This window comes from Janthinobacterium sp. GW821-FHT03A03 (assembly GCF_059421435.1).
This window is the reverse complement of the sequence record NZ_JBWKUZ010000003.1, coordinates 210,378-230,454: the sequence shown is the minus strand read 5'-3', so window position 1 is coordinate 230,454 and position 20,077 is coordinate 210,378. Positions and strand designations below refer to the sequence as shown.

The 20,077-nt window shown below is 61.9% G+C and carries 21 protein-coding genes; 12 read left to right on the top strand and 9 right to left on the bottom strand.

All coding sequences use genetic code 11. The features are described from left to right. The first annotated feature begins 14 nt into the window (after positions 1 to 14). From rpmA to proB, 4 genes are all read left to right on the top strand, one after another. The gene (gene rpmA / locus AC07VI_RS10535; RefSeq protein WP_070219281.1) at positions 15 to 287 is read left to right on the top strand and encodes a 50S ribosomal protein L27; all 273 of its coding nucleotides are present in this window, start codon (positions 15 to 17) and stop codon (positions 285 to 287) included. A 114-nt stretch (positions 288 to 401) separates the two neighbouring features. Then, the gene (gene obgE / locus AC07VI_RS10530; RefSeq protein ID WP_086145143.1) at positions 402 to 1,511 is read left to right on the top strand and encodes a GTPase ObgE; all 1,110 of its coding nucleotides are present in this window, start codon (positions 402 to 404) and stop codon (positions 1,509 to 1,511) included. 13 nt (positions 1,512 to 1,524) lie between these two features. Continuing rightward, positions 1,525 to 1,935, top strand: coding sequence for a hypothetical protein (locus AC07VI_RS10525; RefSeq protein WP_086145144.1), 411 nt, complete (start codon positions 1,525 to 1,527; stop codon positions 1,933 to 1,935). 27 nt (positions 1,936 to 1,962) lie between these two features. Next, complete coding sequence (proB, locus tag AC07VI_RS10520) at positions 1,963 to 3,081, top strand: glutamate 5-kinase (protein WP_086145145.1); 1,119 nt, start codon at positions 1,963 to 1,965, stop codon at positions 3,079 to 3,081. Positions 3,082 to 3,138: 57 nt separating this feature from the next. Here proB and nth read toward each other — a convergent pair whose 3' ends face one another. Next, positions 3,139 to 3,786 (bottom strand): endonuclease III, encoded by a 648-nt coding sequence (nth, locus tag AC07VI_RS10515; RefSeq protein WP_086145146.1) that lies wholly within the window; start codon positions 3,784 to 3,786, stop codon positions 3,139 to 3,141. Further along, positions 3,783 to 4,541 carry an electron transport complex subunit RsxB gene (gene rsxB / locus AC07VI_RS10510; RefSeq protein WP_099374732.1) on the bottom strand — a complete coding sequence of 253 codons (759 nt, stop codon included), beginning with the start codon at positions 4,539 to 4,541 and terminating at the stop codon, positions 3,783 to 3,785. Before rsxB ends, nth begins: the two co-directional genes overlap by 4 nt. 330 nt (positions 4,542 to 4,871) lie before the next feature. On the opposite strand from rsxB, the gene AC07VI_RS10505 reads away from it, so the two are divergent. The 3 genes from AC07VI_RS10505 (at position 4,872) to AC07VI_RS10495 (ending at position 9,023) form a co-directional block, all read left to right on the top strand. Then, entirely contained in the window at positions 4,872 to 5,612 is a 741-nt protein-coding gene (locus AC07VI_RS10505) for a substrate-binding periplasmic protein (RefSeq protein ID WP_492992696.1), read from the top strand. Positions 5,613 to 5,738: 126 nt separating this feature from the next. Next, positions 5,739 to 8,303 (top strand): TonB-dependent receptor plug domain-containing protein, encoded by a 2,565-nt coding sequence (locus AC07VI_RS10500; protein ID WP_492992698.1) that lies wholly within the window; start codon positions 5,739 to 5,741, stop codon positions 8,301 to 8,303. Positions 8,304 to 8,345: 42 nt separating this feature from the next. Further along, on the top strand, positions 8,346 to 9,023 hold the full coding sequence (locus tag AC07VI_RS10495) for a DOPA 4,5-dioxygenase family protein (RefSeq protein ID WP_086145150.1): 678 nt from the start codon (positions 8,346 to 8,348) through the stop codon (positions 9,021 to 9,023). Positions 9,024 to 9,090: 67 nt separating this feature from the next. Here the strand turns inward: AC07VI_RS10495 and AC07VI_RS10490 are convergent, their stop codons facing one another. The 4 genes from AC07VI_RS10490 to AC07VI_RS10475 form a co-directional block, all read right to left on the bottom strand. Further along, a complete protein-coding gene (locus AC07VI_RS10490; protein WP_086145151.1) occupies positions 9,091 to 10,311 on the bottom strand; it encodes a polyhydroxyalkanoate depolymerase in 1,221 nt (406 codons plus the stop codon). Positions 10,312 to 10,584: 273 nt separating this feature from the next. After that, a complete protein-coding gene (fdxA, locus tag AC07VI_RS10485) occupies positions 10,585 to 10,908 on the bottom strand; it encodes a ferredoxin FdxA (protein ID WP_010395176.1) in 324 nt (107 codons plus the stop codon). Between the two features lie 332 nt (positions 10,909 to 11,240). After that, the gene (locus AC07VI_RS10480) at positions 11,241 to 11,528 is read right to left on the bottom strand and encodes a protealysin inhibitor emfourin (RefSeq protein ID WP_086145152.1); all 288 of its coding nucleotides are present in this window, start codon (positions 11,526 to 11,528) and stop codon (positions 11,241 to 11,243) included. Positions 11,529 to 11,607: 79 nt separating this feature from the next. Further along, positions 11,608 to 13,005 (bottom strand): gluzincin family metallopeptidase, encoded by a 1,398-nt coding sequence (locus AC07VI_RS10475; protein WP_086145153.1) that lies wholly within the window; start codon positions 13,003 to 13,005, stop codon positions 11,608 to 11,610. A gap of 198 nt (positions 13,006 to 13,203) precedes the next feature. Between AC07VI_RS10475 and AC07VI_RS10470 the strand changes: the two genes are divergently transcribed. From AC07VI_RS10470 to proX, 4 genes are all read left to right on the top strand, one after another. Next, positions 13,204 to 13,488, top strand: a complete 285-nt coding sequence (locus AC07VI_RS10470; RefSeq protein WP_086145154.1) for a polyhydroxyalkanoic acid system family protein — start codon at positions 13,204 to 13,206, stop codon at positions 13,486 to 13,488. Between the two features lie 589 nt (positions 13,489 to 14,077). Next, positions 14,078 to 15,310, top strand: a complete 1,233-nt coding sequence (proV, locus tag AC07VI_RS10465; RefSeq protein WP_086145175.1) for a glycine betaine/L-proline ABC transporter ATP-binding protein ProV — start codon at positions 14,078 to 14,080, stop codon at positions 15,308 to 15,310. Next, positions 15,307 to 16,413: a glycine betaine/L-proline ABC transporter permease ProW gene (gene proW, locus AC07VI_RS10460; protein WP_086145155.1), complete on the top strand. Its 1,107-nt coding sequence runs from the start codon at positions 15,307 to 15,309 to the stop codon at positions 16,411 to 16,413. Before proV ends, proW begins: the two co-directional genes overlap by 4 nt. A 12-nt stretch (positions 16,414 to 16,425) precedes the next feature. Beyond that, positions 16,426 to 17,484 (top strand): glycine betaine/L-proline ABC transporter substrate-binding protein ProX, encoded by a 1,059-nt coding sequence (gene proX / locus AC07VI_RS10455; protein WP_099374729.1) that lies wholly within the window; start codon positions 16,426 to 16,428, stop codon positions 17,482 to 17,484. Positions 17,485 to 17,575: 91 nt separating this feature from the next. Here the strand turns inward: proX and AC07VI_RS10450 are convergent, their stop codons facing one another. From AC07VI_RS10450 to AC07VI_RS10440, 3 genes are all read right to left on the bottom strand, one after another. Further along, positions 17,576 to 18,046, bottom strand: coding sequence for a GNAT family N-acetyltransferase (locus AC07VI_RS10450; protein ID WP_086145156.1), 471 nt, complete (start codon positions 18,044 to 18,046; stop codon positions 17,576 to 17,578). 46 nt (positions 18,047 to 18,092) lie between these two features. After that, on the bottom strand, positions 18,093 to 18,347 hold the full coding sequence (locus AC07VI_RS10445; RefSeq protein ID WP_070219266.1) for an acyl-CoA-binding protein: 255 nt from the start codon (positions 18,345 to 18,347) through the stop codon (positions 18,093 to 18,095). A 200-nt stretch (positions 18,348 to 18,547) separates the two neighbouring features. After that, positions 18,548 to 18,904 (bottom strand): FKBP-type peptidyl-prolyl cis-trans isomerase, encoded by a 357-nt coding sequence (locus tag AC07VI_RS10440; protein WP_034760263.1) that lies wholly within the window; start codon positions 18,902 to 18,904, stop codon positions 18,548 to 18,550. Between the two features lie 197 nt (positions 18,905 to 19,101). On the opposite strand from AC07VI_RS10440, the gene AC07VI_RS10435 reads away from it, so the two are divergent. Further along, positions 19,102 to 20,073 (top strand): YVTN family beta-propeller repeat protein, encoded by a 972-nt coding sequence (locus tag AC07VI_RS10435; protein WP_086145177.1) that lies wholly within the window; start codon positions 19,102 to 19,104, stop codon positions 20,071 to 20,073. Positions 20,074 to 20,077: the final 4 nt, after the last annotated feature.

The following is a 20,077-nucleotide window of genomic DNA, read 5'->3' as shown; positions in this document are numbered from 1 at the left end:
TCAAGGAGTCTTAAATGGCACATAAAAAAGGCGGCGGCACAACGCGAAACGGCCGTGATTCAGAATCAAAGCGTCTGGGCGTTAAAGTCTACGGCGGCCAAGCTATCAATGCTGGCGGCATCATCATTCGTCAACGCGGCACCCCAGTGCGCGCCGGCGAAGGCGTAGGCATGGGCAAGGACCACACTCTGTTCGCGTTGATCGCTGGCAAAGTGAAGTTCGTTGTCAAAGGTGCCGGCTCGAAGCAATTCGTGACCGTTGTACCAAACGAAGCAGTACCAGCGTAATTCATTCGCGGAGCGCCAGTTCGCTCCGCCATGATCGCATGATGTAAGGCGCAAGCCTTCAATCGAAAGGCTCTGCCCAAGGTAGAGCCTTTTTAGTTTTATGGCGGCAAAATTATGAAGTTTATCGACGAAGCAAAAATCGAAGTCATCGCGGGCGATGGCGGCAACGGCTGCGCATCTTTCTGCCGTGAAAAATTCCGGCCTTTCGGCGGTCCCGATGGCGGCGATGGCGGCAAGGGCGGGTCCATCTGGGCCGTCGCCGACCGCAATATCAACACGCTCGTCGATTTCCGTTTCTCCAAAATGCACAAGGCTCGCAATGGCGAGCCTGGCCGTGGCGCAGATTGCTATGGCAAGGGCGCCGATGACATCCACCTGCGCATGCCGGTCGGCACCTTGATCATCGACAACGCGAGCGGCGAAATCCTCGCCGATCTGACCGAACACGGCCAGATCGAACTGCTGGCCAAGGGCGGCGAAGGCGGCTGGGGCAATATCCACTTCAAGTCCTCGACCAACCGCGCACCGCGCCAAAAAGGCGAGGGCAAGGAAGGCGAACGCCGCGAACTGCGCCTGGAACTGAAAGTCCTGGCCGACGTGGGCCTGCTGGGCATGCCGAACGCCGGCAAGTCGACCTTTATTTCGGCCGTCTCGAACGCGCGCCCGAAAATTGCCGATTATCCATTTACCACCCTGCACCCGAACCTGGGCGTGGTGCGCGTGTCGCACGAGAAGAGCTTTGTGATCGCCGACATTCCCGGCTTGATCGAAGGCGCTTCCGAAGGCGCGGGCCTGGGCCATCAATTCCTGCGCCACTTGCAGCGCACGGGCCTGCTGTTGCACATCGTCGACCTGGCGCCGTTTGAAACCAACGTCGATCCTGTCAAGGAAGCCAAGGCGCTGGTCAAGGAGCTGAAAAAGTACGACGAGTCGCTGGTCGACAAGCCGCGCTGGCTGGTGTTGAACAAGCTCGACATGGTGCCGGAAGAAGAGCGCAAGAAGCTCGTCAAGGACTTCCTCAAGCGTTTCGCCTGGAAAGGTCCCGTTTTCGAGATTTCCGCGCTGAACCATCAGGGTTGCCCGGAACTGGTCAATGCGATTTATCAACATCTGGAAGAGAAGAAACACAGCGAAAGCCGTGCCGAAGAAACGCAGATGACCGAAGAAGCACGCGGTATCTCGTCGATCGACCCGGATGACCCGCGTTTCAAGATTCTCGACTAAGAGCCTTACCCTGATGCCGGTACAGACGATCGCTGTCGCGCCCGCGCGCAAGCAAGCGTGGCAGCGCCGTGTATTGCATCTGATCGCGTATGCTTACGGGCTGAGCGCGGTCGCCTGTTTGCTGTTCGCCGACGAGATGGCGGCCGGCATGGGCATCTTTCTCAACGGCGTCAACGGCTACAGCCAGTTCTACGCTTCCCATGTCGGTGTCTGGGGCGCTACCGCGCTGCTGGCGCTGTTCGCGGCACGGCAGGGCGAACCGCCCATCCTCGGCGATATCACTGCAATGTTGGTCCTGGCGCAGCCCGCCGGCCGTCTGTTCGCGGCCATCAGCTTCGGCTTGCCCCAGGGTTTTGTGTTGTTCATGTGCGCAATCGAGCTGACGGCGGGGCTGGCCTTGCTGCTGCTGCGTCCTGCGCGCTGACGTCTATAAAGTGAAGAGCGCCGCCCCATGGATTCCGTGATTCAAAACGCTACCCGCATCATCATCAAAGTCGGCTCCTCGCTGGTCACCAACGATGGCCGCGGGCTCGACCATGCCGCCATCGCCCGCTGGGCAGCGCAGATCGCCGGCTTGCGCGCGCTGGGCAAGGAAGTGGTACTGGTCAGTTCCGGCGCCATCGCCGAAGGCATGCTGCGCCTCGGTTTCGAGCAGCGTCCCACCGATATCCACGAATTGCAGGCCTGCGCGGCCGTCGGCCAGATGGGCCTGGCGCAAATCTATGAAAGCAGCTTCCGCGCCCACAGCCTCGGCACGGCGCAGGTGCTGCTCACGCACGCCGACCTGGCCGACCGCGAACGCTACCTGAACGCCCGCTCCACCCTGACCACCTTGCTGCGCCTGGGCGTGGTGCCCATCATCAATGAAAACGACACCGTCGTCACCGATGAAATCAAGTTCGGCGACAACGACACCCTGGGCGCCCTGGTGGCCAACCTGATCGAGGCCGATGCGCTGGTCATCCTGACGGACCAGCATGGCCTGTTTTCGGCCGATCCGCGCAAGGACCCGAACGCCTGCCTGATCACGCAAGGCGTGGCGGGCGACCCGGCCCTGGAAGCGATGGCCGGCGGCGCAGGCAGCAGCCTGGGCCGTGGCGGCATGCTGACGAAAATCCTCGCCGCCAAGCGCGCCGCCAAGTCCGGCGCCCATACGATCATCGCCTGGGGCCGCGACAGTGACGTGCTCAGTCGCCTCGCCCAGGGCGAAGCGATCGGCACGCAGTTGCGGGCGCAAACGGGGCAGTTGACGGCACGTAAGCAGTGGATGGCCGATCATCTGCATACGGCCGGCGCCGTCGTGCTCGACGCGGGCGCCGTGCAAAAGCTGCGCCAGGAGGGCAAGTCCCTGCTGCCGATCGGCGTGACGGGCGTGAATGGCGAGTTCGGCCGCGGTGCCGTCATCACCTGCGTCGACGTGGATGGCATGCCCGTGGCGCGCGGCCTGTCCAACTATACGAGCGGCGAAGCGCGCCGCATCATGCGCAAGCCGTCCACCGAGATCGAAGCGATTCTCGGTTACATGGAAGGCCATGAGCTGATCCACCGCGACAATATGGTCTTGCTGTAGGCGCCAGCCTGCGGCGGTGACCTGCTAAAACGGCCCTCGCGGGCCGTTTTTTTTTGCCTATACGACGGCCGGCATCGGCGACTTGTCCTTGTAGTCGCACAGGTCGGCGATCATGCAGTTCCAGCATTGCGGCTTGCGCGCCGTGCACGTGTAGCGGCCGTGCAGGATCAGCCAGTGGTGGGCGTCGTGCAGGAATTCCTTGGGCACGAATTTGAGCAGTTTCTGTTCGACAATATCGACATTCTTGCCCGGCGCGATGCCCGTGCGGTTCGAGACGCGGAAGATGTGCGTGTCGACCGCCATGGTCGGTTCGCCAAACGCCGTGTTCATGACCACATTCGCCGTCTTGCGGCCCACGCCGGGCAAGGCTTCCAGCGAGGCGCGGTCGCGCGGCACTTCGCCGCCGTGCTGCTCGAGCAGGATCTGGCAGGTGGCGATGACGTTCTTGGCCTTGGTGCGGAACAGGCCGATGGTGCGGATGTAGCTGGCCAGCTCGTCGACGCCCAGGGCCAGTATCTGGGCCGGCGTATTGGCGACCGGATACAGCAGGCGCGTCGCCTTGTTGACGGACACGTCCGTCGCCTGCGCCGACAGCAGCACGGCGATCAGCAGCTCGAACGGCGTCGTGTAGTCGAGTTCCGTTTTCGGGGACGGGTTGGCGGCGCGGAAGCGCTTAAAGATTTCCAGGCGTTTGGCGGCGTTCATGCGTCTTTTTCCGGTGTCGAGGGGGCTGGCGGGGCGGTATCCGTGCTGGCGGCGGCCTTGGCGCGCGCGCGCTCCATGGCGGCGGCGATGATGGCGCGCTTGCGCTCCTTTTCCGCCTGTTCGTCGGGCGTGACGGGTGTTTCCTGCGTCACTTCCCGCATCTTGGCGACGGCCTTGGCGGCCAGGCGCGCTTCGTTTTCCTCGCTTTCGCGGCGCAGGCGCTGCGCGCGGAAATCATGGCGCGCGCGCGCGTCGTCCGCTTCCGCCTGGCTCCAGGCATCCCAGCCCGTGGCGTCGCCGCTGACGGGGTACATGACGATGCAGTCGACGGGGCAGGGCGCCACGCACAGGTCGCAGCCCGTGCACAGGCTGGTCACCACCGTATGCATCTGCTTGGCGGCGCCGACGATGGCGTCGACGGGACAGGCCTGGATGCACAGGGTACAGCCGATACACAGCGATTCATCGATGTAGGCGACAGATCGCGGACGTTCGAGGCCGTTGACGGGATTGAGCGGAATGACTTTCTTGCCCAGCAAGTTGGCCAGGCGCACGATGCCGTGCGCACCGCCGGGCGGACACTGATTGATGTCGGCGCTGCCGGCAGCGATCGCTTCCGCATACGGGCGGCAGCCGTTGTAGCCGCATTTGGTGCATTGCGTTTGCGGCAGCAGGTCTTCGATCTGGTCGGCAAGTGAGGGAGGGGCAGGGTGCGGCACGGTCTTCTTCCACGGTAAAACGCCATTATCGGCCATCCGGCGCGCGCACAAGTAAAAACCTGCCTCCCGGCAGGGGATAGCGTGCGGCGCGACTGCCTGTTGCGGACGCGCCGCAATCGTATTTTATTTCCCGTAGGAATGTCAAAGTGCAAATAAACAACTTTGCATTTCCTTTTTTTTATGGGAGCATGATTTTTATCAAGAAAGATCAAGAAAGCCGACCGCCAGTCCTGTATGCGCGCCTGTCAGCCGGAGCGCGCCGGGCCATAGGAGCAGAGCATGCGTTTCCTTCGGACAGTTGGTTTGCCCTTCTGTTTATTCGTATCATCTTCGCTTGCCCTTGCACATGGCCAGGCGGCTTCCCCCATGGCGGCGCCCGGCGCTTCCGCTACACGCATCGTGCGTTTTGCCGCGGAAGACTGGCCGCCGTTCATTTCCGCCAGCCTGCCTGCCGACGGCATGTCGGGCGCCATGGTCAGCGCCGTCTTCGAGCGTCTTGGCTACGTGGTCAAGTATGAGTATTTCCCATGGAAGCGCGCGATGCAGTTCGGCCTGGCCAGTCCCCGCTACGCTGGCCTGCTGGCCGTCTGGCGCACGCCCGAGCGGGAAAAACTCTGTCATTTTTCTGTTTCTGTTGGCAATACCCACAGCGTGCTGGCCTACCTGAAGGAAGATGGCGCCCCCGGCGCCACGCTGGCCGAGCTGGGCAAGTTGCGCATCGGCACCGTGGCCGGCTATTCGAACGGGGAGCAATTCGATGGCATGGTGGCGCGCGGCGAGCTGAAGACGGAAGAGGGCTTGAACGACGCGACGAATCTGAAAAAACTGTTGATCAGGCGCTATCGCGTGATCGTCATCGAGCGCCACGTGTTGCAGCATCTGCTGATGGGGCGTAATTTCAGCAAGGCCGAGCGGGACCGCATCGCCATCGTCGACACGGTGTTCAAGGAGCGCCCCGTGCATGTGTGCTTCCAGCGTACGCCAGACGGCGCGGCGCAGCAAAAGCGCTTCAATGACGCGGCCCGCGAAATCGATACGGCCAGGCTGGAGCGCGACTACTGGAAGCGCCTCGACCAGAGCCTGGCCACCGCGCCGCCCGCTCCCTGACGTCCCGCCGCACTGTTGTTAGTTGCCAAAACGAAATATCTAAATACGAAACCATTCGTTCTTGTTTGTTTGGCCATCCTTTAGTCTGCAGCCACTGTGCTGATGACTTTGAAAGGATGTTTTCGTATGCTGGAACTGATTCACAAGCAAGATCCTGCACCGCGCTTGCGGCAACTGGCGCACGCCGTCTCGGTGGCCGTGCTCGTGCTGGCGGCGCCCGGAGCGGCCCATGCGCAGGCGGCGCCGGATGGCGCTGCGGCGCTGGCCGCCGCCCCGCTCGACGCCGTCATCGTCACGGGCGCGCGCGGCACGGGCCGCACGGTGGCCAACAGCGCCGCGCCCATCGACGTCATCAGCGCGCAGCAATTGCTGGCGACGGGCAAGTTGAACCTGCTTGATGCGCTGGACACGGCCTTGCCATCGTTTAACTTGCCGGCCCGCGTGCAGCCTGACCTGGGCAGCATCGTGCGCGCCGGCCAGTTGCGCAACCTCGACCCGTCGCATACGCTGGTGCTGGTCAATGGCAAGCGCCGGCATACGACGGCCATCGTCAATGAGGATGGTTTTCCCGGCTCCGTCGCCACCGACCTGGCCCTGATTCCCACGGGCGCCATTGCCCGCGTGGAAATCCTGCGCGACGGCGCCTCGGCCATCTACGGCTCCGACGCCATCGCCGGCGTCATCAACATCATCCTGAAAGCCGATGACAAGGGCAGCTTCAGCACGCAGCTCGGCTCCACCTATGCGGGCGACGGCAGCAACGGTTCCGCGCGCATCGATGGCGGCACCCGCCTGGGCGAGCACGGCTTTGCCCACTTCGGCGCCGAAGTCCAGCGCCAGGGCATCGCCGTGCGCAATTTCGGCCTGAATCCCGGCTACCTGTCGTATCCGGCCGTGCGCAACAGCGATGGCCAGCTGGTGAAGTTGGGAGCGAACAACAGCTTGCCGGCCGGCGCCTCGCCGAACCCGGCCGAAGCAACGCGCAACAGCAATCCCTGGCGCAATACGGGTGTGCCGCAGAGCACGACCGCCTCGCTCAGCGCCAACCTCGGCTATGACGTGTCGAACGAGGTGCAGCTGTATGGCTTCGGCACGTATGCGCACCGCAATGCCCGCTCGGCGCAGAATTTCCGCCTGCCCAATACCATTTTCAATAACAACAAGGGCTTGCTGGCCGTGTATCCCGACGGCTTCACGCCGTATGAAACGACGAGCGAAAACGACTTTTCCTTGACGGGCGGCATCAAGGGCGAGACGGCCGGCTGGTCCTGGGACCTGAGCACGACGTATGGCCGCGACGCTATCGACGTGGGCGTGGAACACTCGGCCAACTACTCGCTGGCTTATCCGGGAGGCAAGACGGATTTTGATATCGGCAATCAGCGCTACAGCCGCTCGACGACGAATGCGGACGCGCGCCGCCCCGTGCAGCTGGGCCTGAGGGAACCGGCCGACCTCAGCGTCGGCCTCGAGTATTCGCATGAAACGCAGCAACGCAGCCCGGGCGAGCCTGCGTCGTACCAGGGCAGCGGCTCGTCGGCCCTGGCCGGCTACCTGCCCGTCGATGCATCCGACACGGCCCGCCACAGCTATGCGGCGTATATCGGCCTGGGCGCCAAACTGACGCCGCAATGGCTGCTCGACACGGCCTTGCGGGCCGAAAAGTACTCCGATTTCGGCAGCAAGACGACGGGCCGTTTGTCGGCCCGCTATGACGTCACGCCCGCCGTGGCCGTGCGCGGCACCGTCAGCAACGGCTTCCACGCCCCCAGCCTGGTGACGCAATCATATTCGAACACCTCCGACCATGCGGGCGTGCCCTATACCCTGGCGCAGCCGAATTCGGCCGCTGCGCGGGCCCTGGGCGCGCAAGCGTTGAAGCCGGAAAAGTCGACGAACCTGTCCGCCGGGCTGACCTTCAATCCTACGCCCACCCTGCGCCTGGCCGTTGATGCGTATCAAATCAAGGTCAGCGACCGCCTGGGCGTGTCGTCGAACATCGGCATCGACCGCAGCTCGGGCGTGGCGCTCGACGGCAGCGGCCGGCCACTGACGGCGGCGCAGGCGGGCGTCATTGAAAACCTGCTGCGTTCGGCTGGGTTGACAGTGGGCAATGGCCTCGTCGCGCATTACTTTGCCAACGTGGGCGACACGCGCACGCGCGGCGTCGATTTCACGGCGGAAGATGTGCTGCGCGTGGCCGACGGCAAGCTGCGCTGGACGGCGGCGGCGAATTTCAACCACACGAGCCTGGTGGGCAAGGCGGACCTTCCCGCCGTGCTGCAAGGGCTGCCGAACATCGGCACCCTGAGCAAATCGGCCGAGTACGACTTGCTGTACCGGGCTCCGCGCGACAAGGAAATTCTCACGCTGGCATACGAAAAAGCGGGCTGGACTTTCAACCTGCGCGAGACGCGCTACGGCAAGCTCAAGCGCCTGAACGCCGCCACGGGCGGCGACTACCAGCTGAAAGCGGCCTTCGTGACGGATGTCAGCGTCGGCTACGACATCAGCAAGCGCATCAATGTGACCGTGGGCGCCAACAATGTCTTTGACCAGAAACCGAACCAGCTGCCGCGCGAGGCGCGCAGCGCCGCGAATCTGGCGCAGTACACGGGGGCTTACGACAACTCTGGCCCGCTGGGCGTGCTCGGTGGCTATTACTACGCCCGCGCAACATTGTCATTCTGATTTGCCGCATCCCTCTAGCTATTATCAATAACAGGAAATCCTATGTCTGACAAAAATCAACACGCGGCCATCGACCTGGAATGGGCCAATCTCCTCTCGCCGCAGCGCCGCACGGTCTTGCGCGGCGGCGGCCTGGTGGCGGCGCTGGCCGCCTCGGGCCTGGCGGGCACGGCCCTGGCGCAGGACGGCGGCGTCAAACGCGCGACACCAGCGCCCGGGAAAAGCCCGTGGGGCGAGCATACGGACACGGCGCCCACGCCGCGTCCCGTCAGCGTGCGGCCCGGCGAGGAAACCTTGCCTTCGGCACCGCGCGCCTATACGGATATCGAGAGTTATCACGCGCATATCTATTTTGACGAAGACAGCTACCAGAAAGCGGCGCTGATACGCAAGTGGGCGGCCGAGCGCTTCCGGATCGAACTGGGCGACTGGAACCTGGAGCCGCGCGGCCCGCACGTGACGCCGTCGTTTTACTTTGGTTTTACGAATGACTTGCTGCCCGTGATCGTGCCGTGGCTGCAGCTCAACAGCCTGGGATTGACGATATTGATCCATCCCAACACGGAAGATCCGCGCGCCGACCACCTGTATTACGCGCTGTGGGTGAACCGTTCGCAGCCCGTGAATGGCTACGCGATGAAGAAGCCGGGGCCGGGCGAGCCAAGAGTCGAGCAGATCTTTGTCAATACGCGCCCGTCGGTGAAAATCGAGCGCGCATGAGCCGGGCATAAAAGAAAACGCCACGCCAGTGGAAGCTGGCGTGGCGTTTTTGCTGGAACACTCCGGATCAGGAATGCTTCTGGATGAATTCACCGATTTTCGGGCAAATGATCTCGCGCCAGCGGCGACCCGAGAAGATGCCGTAATGGCCACATTTCGGCGCCACGAAATCTTGCTGCATGTCGGCAGGGATGCCGGAACACAAGTCGTGTGCGGCTTGCGTCTGGCCGGCGCCGGAAATGTCGTCCAGTTCGCCTTCCACGGTGAACAGCGCCACATTCGTGATGTCCTGCGGACGCACCAGCTGGCCGCCCACTTTCCACGTGCCCTTCGGCAGGCTGAATTCCTGGAACACGGTCTTGATGGTTTCCAGGTAGTACTCGGCCGGCATGTCCAGCACGGCGTTGTACTCGTTGTAGAACTGGCGATGGCCTTCCGCCGGTTCGTCGTCGCCCGTCACCAGGTGCATGTAGAACTCGCGGTGGCTTTGCGCGTGACGGCCCGGGTTCATGGCGATGAAGCCGGCGTGCTGCAGGAAGCCCGGATACACCTTGCGGCCAAAGCCCGGGTAATTCGGCGGCACCGCGTAGATGACGGTGTTTTCAAACCACGAGAATTTCTTTTCCGTCGCCAGGTTGTTCACTTGCGTGGGCGAGCGGCGCGGATCGATGGGGCCGCCCATCATCGTCATGGTTTTCGGCATGTGCGGATCTTTGGCCGTCGCCATCAGCGAAATGGCCGCCAGCACGGGCACGGTCGGTTGACAGACGGAAATGACGTGCAGGTCCGGCGCCAGCAGGCGGATGAATTCCTGCACATAATAAATGTAGTCGTCCAGGTGGAACGGGCCTTCCGTCAGCGGTACCATGCGCGCGTCCGTCCAGTCGGTGATGTAGACATCGTGCTCGGCCAGCAAGCCGCGCACGGTATCGCGCAGCAGGGTCGAGTGGTGACCGGACAGGGGGGCAACCAGCAAAACTTTGGGCTGTTGCAAGCCTGTGCTTTCTTTTTTGAAGTGGATCAGGCGGCAAAACGGTTTTGTGACGACAACGTGTTCGCGGATGTCGACGCTCTCGCCCTGGACGAGAACGGATTTGATGTCGAATTGTGGTTTTTCGTAGTCTTTGCCAAGACGGTACATCAGCTCGTAGCCGGCTGCGATGCGTTGCGAAAACGGGGTGTGGGCCAGTGGAGAAACCGGGTTGGTAAATAACTTGGAGGACATGTCTGCCCATTGCATCACCGGAGTGAGGAAAGAGCGTTGCAGTTCGTGCAGTTGGTAAAGCATATAGAGTCCTTGTTTAATTCCAAGCGCCAATATCGGCTCAAATATCATAATCCAATTTTACGATATTTGTTGAGGACAAAATGTGCTTTACCGCGCACAGGGCCACAGTTTGCGTGCCGGTGTTCATTCGCGCCACACTCGCGTGGCCAGATGATTAAACATGTTTGAAAAGCAAAAAAGCAGCGTTGCCGCTGCCTTTTTCGTATCGATGGCCATGTGCCGGCGCTCACGGGGGCATGCCCCGCTGCGCGCCAGGCCGGGTATGCTGCGCGCTCAGCGCACCAGCATGTCGAGCTTGTCCTTGACGTCCTTGTATTGCTCGGCTTCCGGCAATGCCGCCTTCGTCTTGGTGATCGACGGCCAGTTGCGGGCCAGATCGACGTTGATCTTGATGAAGGCTTGCTGGTCGCCCGGCACATCCTCTTCCGCGAAAATCGCGTTCACCGGGCACTCTGCCACGCAGACTGCGCAGTCAATACATTCGTCCGGATCGATTGCCAGGAAGTTCGGGCCTTCCCGGAAACAATCTACCGGGCAGACATCGACGCAGTCGGTATAGCGACAGGCGATGCAGGATTCGGTGACAACGTGGGTCATAACAGTCCTATCAATATGGGGAGGTGCTGTAGCGCCTGCAGGAACCTCGGCGGCGCATACTAAAGCAAAGCATTGTATTTTAAGGCAATTCGCTATTTCTCACAAATCCCGCTTATATACAATACGTATAAGCAAATTCATTTTTTGGCGGCGGTGCTGGCGCGCAGAATGGGCATTTCAGCGACTATCCGGGACGTTGGCATGGAGAACGCGGCAAGAAAGCGACAGTCGCCTGCCGCGGCTGGGAGCAGGGTGGACGCCGCAGGGCCTGGCCGTGTGGCGTTTTTGCTTTATTCAAATCAAGACAGGCACCAATTCAGCGACAGAAAAAGTCAGGCGCTGGCCCGGATTTGCGCCACCAGCTGTTGCCAACGCGCATTTTCAGCGCTGCCGTCTTCGGCAAAGGTGAGCGTGCGGCGCGCGGTGGGAGCCTCGACTGTGATGCGCCATTGGGGGATGTCGGCGCCCACTTGCTCGCCCATGGCATGGTTGTCCGTGAAAAAGCCGCTGCTGGCCAGTGCCGCTTCCAGGCGGGGGCCGGCCGGATGGACTTGCGTATCGATTTCATAATGTTCGCTCAGGCCGGCATAGCCGCCGCTGCTGCGCGCTGAAATTTTCATGGTGCTCCCTGCTGTGGATGATGGTGGGGCCGCGACGCGGCCTGCCGCCGCGGGCCAGTGTCGCCGCATGTGGCGGCCCTTAGCGGGGGCCGTAACTGCGGCACCAGGCGGCCAGCGCTTCGCGCTCCGCTTCGAGCAACTGGTCCGATTCGCTGTATTCCGCATGGTTCATGGTACCGCAGCAGGCGCGCCTGTCCTGCACGGCGCCGTCTTCGTCGACGACATCGGGAGCGAACGTCATCTGGCCGCCCTCCGTCATGGCATTGGCCTTGAGCACTTCGCGCACGGTAAAGCTGTTGCGGATGAAGTCCAGGTAGGCGTCGTTGCCGTCGGACTGGGCGATGGTCAGCATGTGGCCGGCCACGTCGGCATAGGTGGCAGCCTGGTCGGGCGACGCCACCAGGGCGCGCAGGACCAGGCTGCGCAGGTAGTCGCCGCAGCGGTGCAGCACGGCCGCGTCGTCTTCCAGCTGGGGCTGGCGTTCGTGGGCAAAGATGTCGGCCAGGATGTCGTAGATGGCGCCCGTAAACACTTGCGAGATGGCATGCACTTCCGTGCCCGCCTCGGACAGCTTGATGTCGTTGTCGGCATTGCGCAAGCCGTTGGGCCGGCCCAGGGCCAGGCCGAACTGTTCCGCCAGGTCGGCCAGGAAGGTCTTGTCGTGCAGGTCGGATTTCGTTTGCGCGATGACGGCTTCCACCTGGTCCAGCTGCGACAGGGCCAGGAAGATGGCCGTCAGGTCGCCGAACGATTCGTGCAGACCGCCCGTTTGCGGCGGATTGTTGCTGAGCAGCCAATTTGGCTTGAGGCCATCGAGCACGGCGTGCCCCGTTTCATGCGAGACGATGTCGAGCGAGCGGCAGGTGTAGACGCGCTCGGTGGCGCCGCTGGGGACGAAGTCGCCGAACTTGAGGGCCTTGTCGCTGCGGCTGTAATAGGCATTCATGACATTGGGCAAGCCGTGCGGAAACACGCGCAGGGGCGCCGTGTTGCTGGCGCTGTTCCATTGCCACGGCAGCGGCGGCGCCGTGCCGTTGCTGGCCAGCGCGCGCTGGTACATGGTGAGCGTCATGCGCACGATGGAAAACGTGTGCACTGCATCGAACTGGTCGGTATTGGGCGAGACGATGAAGTCGCCGAAGGCGTTCGGGCTGACCTGGGCGATGCCCGGCTCGCCGAACGTGATGCGCGCGTCGCGCGGGCCTTGCAGTATCAGGCCGGGCAGGAAGGCCTTGCGCGTGCCCAGGTCGCTGACGGACGGGTCCTGCTTCCAGATCAGCACGCGCGAACCGACGGGCACGGCGGCCAGATTGCGCGCTGTCGCCTCGATCAGGCGTGGCGGCCCCGGCTGCAGGGTCAGCTGCGCATTCTTGCGGTGCTGGCGGTATGGCGCCGAGGGGGTGGGAACGTAGCCGACGGGCAGCGATACGCATTTGGTCAGCACGGCTTCGACCGGCACGATGACTTTCTGGTCCATGGTGGTTCTCCAAGAACTCGCAACTGGAACTGAAATAGTCGGCCTGCTTTGGTGGCTGCGGTTTGATGCGGCGCAAGCGATGCGTGGGAAAGGGCGGTTTTTTTCCGCGTACTGGCCCTATTCGTGGCCGGGGTCGCCGCATGGCGGCTGGTATGATGCTGGCCGTATTGCCCCCGTTTTTAATAAAAGGATCGTTTGATGGCGGATATAAATATAGTTCAGCAACATAAGCTGACAGCGGTAAAAGCGCGTGAAGCGGCGCAGCAAGTGGCCGACAAGCTGGCCCAGGAATACGACCTGGCCTGCGCCTGGGATGGCGACGTGCTGCGCTTCGAGCGCAGCGGCGTCGATGGTTCGCTGACACTGGAAACTGAGCAGGCGCAGCTGCAAATCAAGCTGGGCTTCCTGCTGAGCGCCTTTGCCCCCACGATCGAAGGCAAGATCGCGGAAAAGATGCGCAAGGTGTTTACCGAGCAAGTCTGATGCATGACCGGCAACTTGTCTGGCGCCGGGTTTGGTGCTAGGGAAGGCGTGCGGCGGCGGGCGAAAAGACGATGACACCACGTCGCTTTTCGCCGTTTTAGCCCCTGTTTGACGTTTTACCGTGCGCTGGCGAACATTGCTAGCACATTTCTATTTGGAAAGCCATTGGACTTTTGTGACTTTTTGCGTTATACTTGAGTCATATTTACAACAGCTACACCGCGTTTCACCTTCTGCTTCGCAGTACTCCCCACTCGCTGAGTGGTGAATCATTCTTCAGGTTTTACACCTGCATCCAGTTAAAAGTACCTTGATCGTTTTTTCGGTCAAATACATTTGGTGCCATGTATTTGCATGGCGCTAGCGTTGTTAAAAGTCCTGAACCACAGCCTCTTTTAGCACGCACACGGCACCCCGGCATCGGCTTAGGCCATCGGCTGGTCATCGCGTGTCACCCCCTGTTTATTGTCGCTCCCGTGCGCATTGCGCGCCGTGGCGCAGCCGACGCAACAGGGTTTGCTGATTCCCGCCGCAAGCTGGCAGCTTGCTGGGTTTCAATCCATTCGTCAAATCGAGGGAGAACCACATCGTGGCAAAACAAATCATTATCGACCATGTGTTCAAAGTGTTCGGCGACAAGCCAGAAGAAGCACTTGAACTCGTCCGTCAGGGCGCCAGCAAGCAGGACATCCTGGCCAAGACCGACTGCACCATCGGCGTCTTCGACGCCACCTTTACCATTGAAGCGGGCGAGATCTTCGTCATCATGGGCCTGTCCGGTTCCGGCAAGTCGACCCTGGTGCGCATGCTGAACCGCCTGATCGAGCCGACCGCCGGCCGCATCCTGATCGACGGCAACGACATCAATACCCTGCCGGACGCCCAGCTGCGCGCCCTGCGCCGCAAGGACATCAGCATGGTGTTCCAGTCGTTCGCGCTGCTGCCGCAAATTACCGTGCTCGACAACACTGCCTTCGGCATGGAACTGGCCGGCATGCCGAAAGCCGAGCGCCATGCGCTGGCCCAGCAAGCGCTGGAGCAGGTGGGCCTGGACGGCTACGGCGCCAGCTATCCCGACGAATTGTCGGGCGGCATGCAGCAGCGCGTGGGTTTGGCCCGCGCGCTGGCTTGCGATCCATCGATTTTGCTGATGGATGAGGCGTTTTCCGCGCTCGATCCGATTATCCGTACAGAAATGCAATCGGAACTGCTGCGTTTGCAGCAGATCAAGCGCCGCACCATCGTCTTCATTTCGCATGACCTCGACGAAGCCATGCGCATCGGCGACCGCGTCGCCATCATGAAAGACGGCCACGTGGTGCAAGTGGGCACGCCGGAAGAGATTTTGCGCAAACCGGCCAACGACTACGTGCGCAACTTCGTGCGCGGCGTCGATGCGGCGGCCGTCTTCAAGGCCAGCGATATTGCCCGCAAGAGCCAGATCGTCGTGTCCGAGTCGCCGAGCCGCGGTTCGCGCGCCGCGCTGTCGATGCTGGAAGAGCAGGATCGCGCGTTTGCGTATGTCGTCAATCCGCAGCGCAAGTTCCTCGGCGTCGTCTCGGCCGATTCGCTGCGCAGTGCGCTCGACGGCCATGTCGGACCGCTGGGCCTGGCGCATGCCTATTTGCCCGACGTGCAGACCATCAATGCAGACGAGCCAGTCGCCGGCCTGTTCGGCCAGGTGGCGCAACTGCCTTACGCCGTCCCTGTGGTAGCCAATGACGGCAGCTTCCGCGGCGCCATCAGCAAGACGACCTTGCTGAAGTTCCTCGACCGCGACACGCCAGCCATTGCCGAACAACAACAGAAAGGACAAGCATGAACCCAAGCACCGTTTCCACAGTAGAAGCTGTTGTTGAACAGCCGGCCGCCCAGATCAATCCCTGGGCGCTGACGCCGCCCACCGACGCCAGCACCGCCTGGCTGGACGCCGCCGCGCCCGCCGTGCAGCCGGAACATGCGGCCGGCTTTCACCTGACGCAGATTTTCGACGGCTCGCTGCCGCTGGAAAGCTGGATCAACCAGGGCCTGGGCTGGGTCGTCGCGCATTTCCGCCCCTTCTTCCAGGCCGTGCGCGCACCCATCGACAGCGTGCTGTCCGGCGTGGAAGGCGTGCTGCTGGCGGCCCCGTCGCTGACGGTGATCGCCATCATCGGCTTGCTGGCGTGGCAATTCACGAGCCGCACCCTGGCCATCGGCACCGTGCTGGCGCTGCTGCTCGTGTCGATGCTGGGCATCTGGCCGGAAGCCATGACCACCCTGTCGCTGGTGCTGACGTCGCTGGCGTTCTGCCTGGCCATCGGCTTGCCGCTGGGTATTTTCCTTGCCAGCAGCGACCGCGCGCAGAATATCCTGCGCCCCTTGCTCGACGCCATGCAGACGACGCCCGCCTTTGTTTATCTGGTGCCGGTGGTCATGCTGTTCGGTATCGGCAATGCGCCGGGCGTGATCGTGACGATCATCTTTGCCCTGCCGCCGCTGGTGCGTTTGACCAACCTCGGCATCCGCCAGGTGCGTCCCGACCTGATCGAAGCGGCCCGCGCCTACGGCGCCTCGCCGTGGCAGTTGCTGACCCGCGTGCAGTTTCCGCTGGCCATGCCGTCCATCATGGCCGGTATCAACCAGTCGCTGATGCTGTCGCTGTCGATGGTCGTGATCGCCTCGATGATCGCCGTCGGTGGCCTGGGCCAGATGGTATTGCGCGGCATCGGCCGCCTGGACATGGGCCTGGCAACGGTCGGCGGCCTCGGTATCGTGCTGCTGGCCATCACCCTGGACCGCCTGACGCAAGCGATGGGCCAGCCACGCCGCGGCGTGCGCCACTGGTACCAGACGGGTCCTGCCGGTTTCGTGCTGCGCCTGGTGCGCGGCAATACGGAGAAAAATAATGTTGAACAGCAAGCAACGCTGGCCAACGCACAATAAGAAAGGATTTACATGCATCAAATCGCACATTTTAAAGAAACGCAAAAATCGCAACGCAAGTTCCAGCTGTTTTCCGCCCTGGCCATCGCCGCCATGGCCCTGACCACCAGCCTGGCCATGGCGCAGGCGCCGGCCGCAACGGCCGATGCGCTGCCCGGCAAGGGCGTCAAGGTACAGCCGCTGCAAAGCTCGATCGCGGAAGAAACCTTCCAGACCATGCTGGTCGACAAGGCCCTGGAAAAGCTCGGCTATGAAGTGCAGCCGATCAAGGAAGTGGAGTATCCGACGGCGCATATCGCCATCGCCAACGGCGACGCCACCTTCATGGCCGTGCACTGGGACCCGATGCACAAGGATTTCTATAACAATGCGGGCGGCGACGCCAAGCTGCTGCGCACGGGCCAGTATGCGGGTCCTGCGGCGCAAGGTTATCTGATCGATAAGGCCACTGCCGAGAAGTACAACATCACGAATATCGACCAGTTGCGCGATCCCACCCTGGCCAGGCTGTTCGACCACGATGGCGACGGCAAGGCCGACTTGACGGGTTGCAACCCCGGCTGGGGCTGCGAAGCACTGATCGAGAACCACATGGATGCGTACAAATTGCGCGAGACGGTGACGCACGTGCAGGGCAGCTATGCGGCCCTGATCGCCGATACCCTGGGCCGCTACAAGCGTGGCGAACCGATTTTGTACTACACATGGACGCCATACTGGGTCAGCGGCGTGCTGGTGCCGGGCAAGGACGTGGTCTGGCTCAAAGTGCCGTTCTCGGCCAATCCGGATAAGGTAAATACCCGCCTCGACGATGGCAGCGACTACGGTTTTGCCGTCAACACGGCGCGCATCGTATCGAACAAAGCCTGGGCGGAGAAAAATCCGGCCGCGGCCAAGCTGTTCGAGGTGATGCAATTGCCCGTGGCCGACATCAATGCGCAGAACGAGCGCATGCGCCGCGGAGAAAACACGCAGGCCGATATTGCCCGCCATACGGCCGGCTGGATCAAGTACCACCAGCAGACGTTTGACGGCTGGATCGCGCAGGCGCTGGCGGCAGCGAAAAAGTAATTTACGGCTGATACCGGCGTAAAAAAAGTGGCTACCGATTTGGTAGCCACTTTTGCGTTAACGGCCTGTTTTGGTGGTTTTTGGTGAGTTTTCAGCCGTTTTCGGCCAGTTTCAGGTGCAAAATGGGGAAAGGCTTGCCGAACGGGTCGCATTCCGAGCGGCTTTCCCCGACAAAGCCCAGGTGGCGGTAAAAGCCGTGCGCTTGCGTGTTGTGCTCGTTGACGTCGACAACCCTGGCGCCCAAGGCCGTGATGGCGTACTGGACCAGCGTGCGGCCGGCGCCGCTGCCGCGCTGATCGGGATGCACGAACAGCATTTCGATCTTGGCATGCTCGACGCACAGGAAGGCGTAAGCGCTGCCATCGGCATCGCGCAGCACGTGCAGCAGGCCTTCGGCGGCCACCCTGGCCAGCTCATCGCGCACGTAGGGGCAGAGGAAATCGATATCGCTGTCGGCGAGGAAATCGTGGGTGGCGCGCACGGACAGGTGCCAGACGTCGAACAAACGGGGCAGGTCGGCGGCGTGCGCCAGGGAAACAAGGGAAAGCGGTGATAGTGTCATGCGGAAATAATAACATTGCCCCGGCGGGCGCCGGGGCAGGGAAGAATCAGTCCTTCAAGTCTTCGATCAGGTCGATGTATTGCTGTTGCGCATCTTCCTTCGACGTGCCGGCCAGGGCCGCCCAGGCATCGAACTTGGCGCGGTTGACGAAGTCGGTCATGCCGGGGCGTTCGCCGGTGGCGTCGCCGCTCGACGCTTGCTTGAACAAGGCGTAAATTTTCAGCAAGGTCATATTGTCCGGACGCTCGGACAGGGTCTTGGAATCGAGCTGCGCTTGGTCGAATTGCTCTTGTAAACTCATGATGGCTCCTGTGTGCTGAGGGAATCGCTGGAAAAGTGCGGCAGGCACGGCGGAGTGGCCACCGTGCGTGCTGCAGTGCCTGACATCATAGTGAAAAAAGCGCGCCGTGCATTAGAGGACATACTCAAAACAAAAGCGCCGCCGCTGCGTGAACAGGGGCGGCGCCGGGCGCGGTCATGCGAACGCAGCCTGGTCGGTGCTTATACGCCCAGCAGTTCGACGTCGAAAATCAGGGTGGCGTTCGGTGGAATCACGCCGCCGGCGCCGCGTGCGCCATAGCCCAGTGCTGCCGGGATGATCAGCTGGCGCTTGCCGCCCACTTTCATGCCTTGCACGCCTTCGTCCCAGCCCTGGATGACGCGGCCTGCGCCCAGCGGGAATTCGAACGGGTCGTTGCGGTCCTTGCTCGAATCAAATTTCGAACCGGCGCTGCCGTCGTCGTTTTGCAGCCAGCCCGTGTAATGCACGACAACATTGTTGCCGGCTTGCGCTTCAGCGCCTTCGCCGACGACGGTATCGATGTATTGCAGGCCGGAAGCGGTAGTGGTGGTGGTCATGATTATCCTTGTGTAGGCGATGAAAGCTTCAGATTGTAGAGCAATGAGTTGCAAAGCGCCATTCCAGGCCCGGCGCAGGAAAAAGGGAAAATTGCGGCACGATGTGACCGATGGTCGTATTTAAGGGGGGATTTAATACAATCAATACAGTGTTTCCACGTAAAATGCCTGTTTTGTATTTAACAGTGATTTTTGCCATGTTCCGCAGTCTACGCCGCCTTGTTTTTTCCTCGCTGTGCCTGGTTTCCGCAATGTCTACGGCGCAAGCCGAAGTGGTGGTCGTGCTCAATTCCCGTGATGCCACGGTGCAACTGCTGGACCAGAAAACCTATGCTCCCCTGTCCACCTTTGCCGTCGGCAAGGAACCGCATCACCTGATGGAGACGCCGGACGGCAAGTCGCTGATCGTCGCCAGCTCCGTCGGCAACGAGCTGATCTTCCTTGACCCCGTGTCGGGCCAGATCCAGCGCCGCATCAGCAACATCCTCGACCCCTACCAGATCGGCTTTTCGCCGGATCAGAAGTGGTTCATCTCGAATTCGCTGCGTCTGGACCGCATCGACCTGTACCGCTACGACGGCAAGAACCTGACCCTGGCCAAGCGCATCGCGCTGCCGAAGCTGCCCAGCCACATGGCCTTCACGGCCGACAGCAGCATGGCGTTCATTACGCAGCAGGGCAGCAACCAGGTCAGCGCCATCGACCTGGCCACGCAGACGGTGAAATGGACCATGCCCGTCGGTCCCGCGCCGGCCGGCATCACGATGACGCCCGACGGTAAATATTTGCTGGTTGGCATCATGGGCAGCGATTACGTGGAAGTGATCGACTGGCGCACGCAAAAGACCGTCAAGCGCATCAAGGCGGGCGCCGGCACGCATAATTTCCGCGCGCTCGGTGACAAGCGCATGACGTTCGTGTCGAACCGCGTGTCGAACACCATCAACATCATCGACCAGCAAACCCTGGAAAACGTGGGCACCATCAACGTGCCCGGTGGCCCCGATTGCATGGAAATCACGCCCGATGGCAAGACCATGTGGGTCACCTTGCGCTGGATCAAGAAAGTGGCCGTGATCGATTTGACCACGCGCAAGGTGATCAAGACGATACCGGTGGGCCGCTCGCCCCATGGCGTGTATTTCGCCACCCACTCGCCACGCATGTGATGAC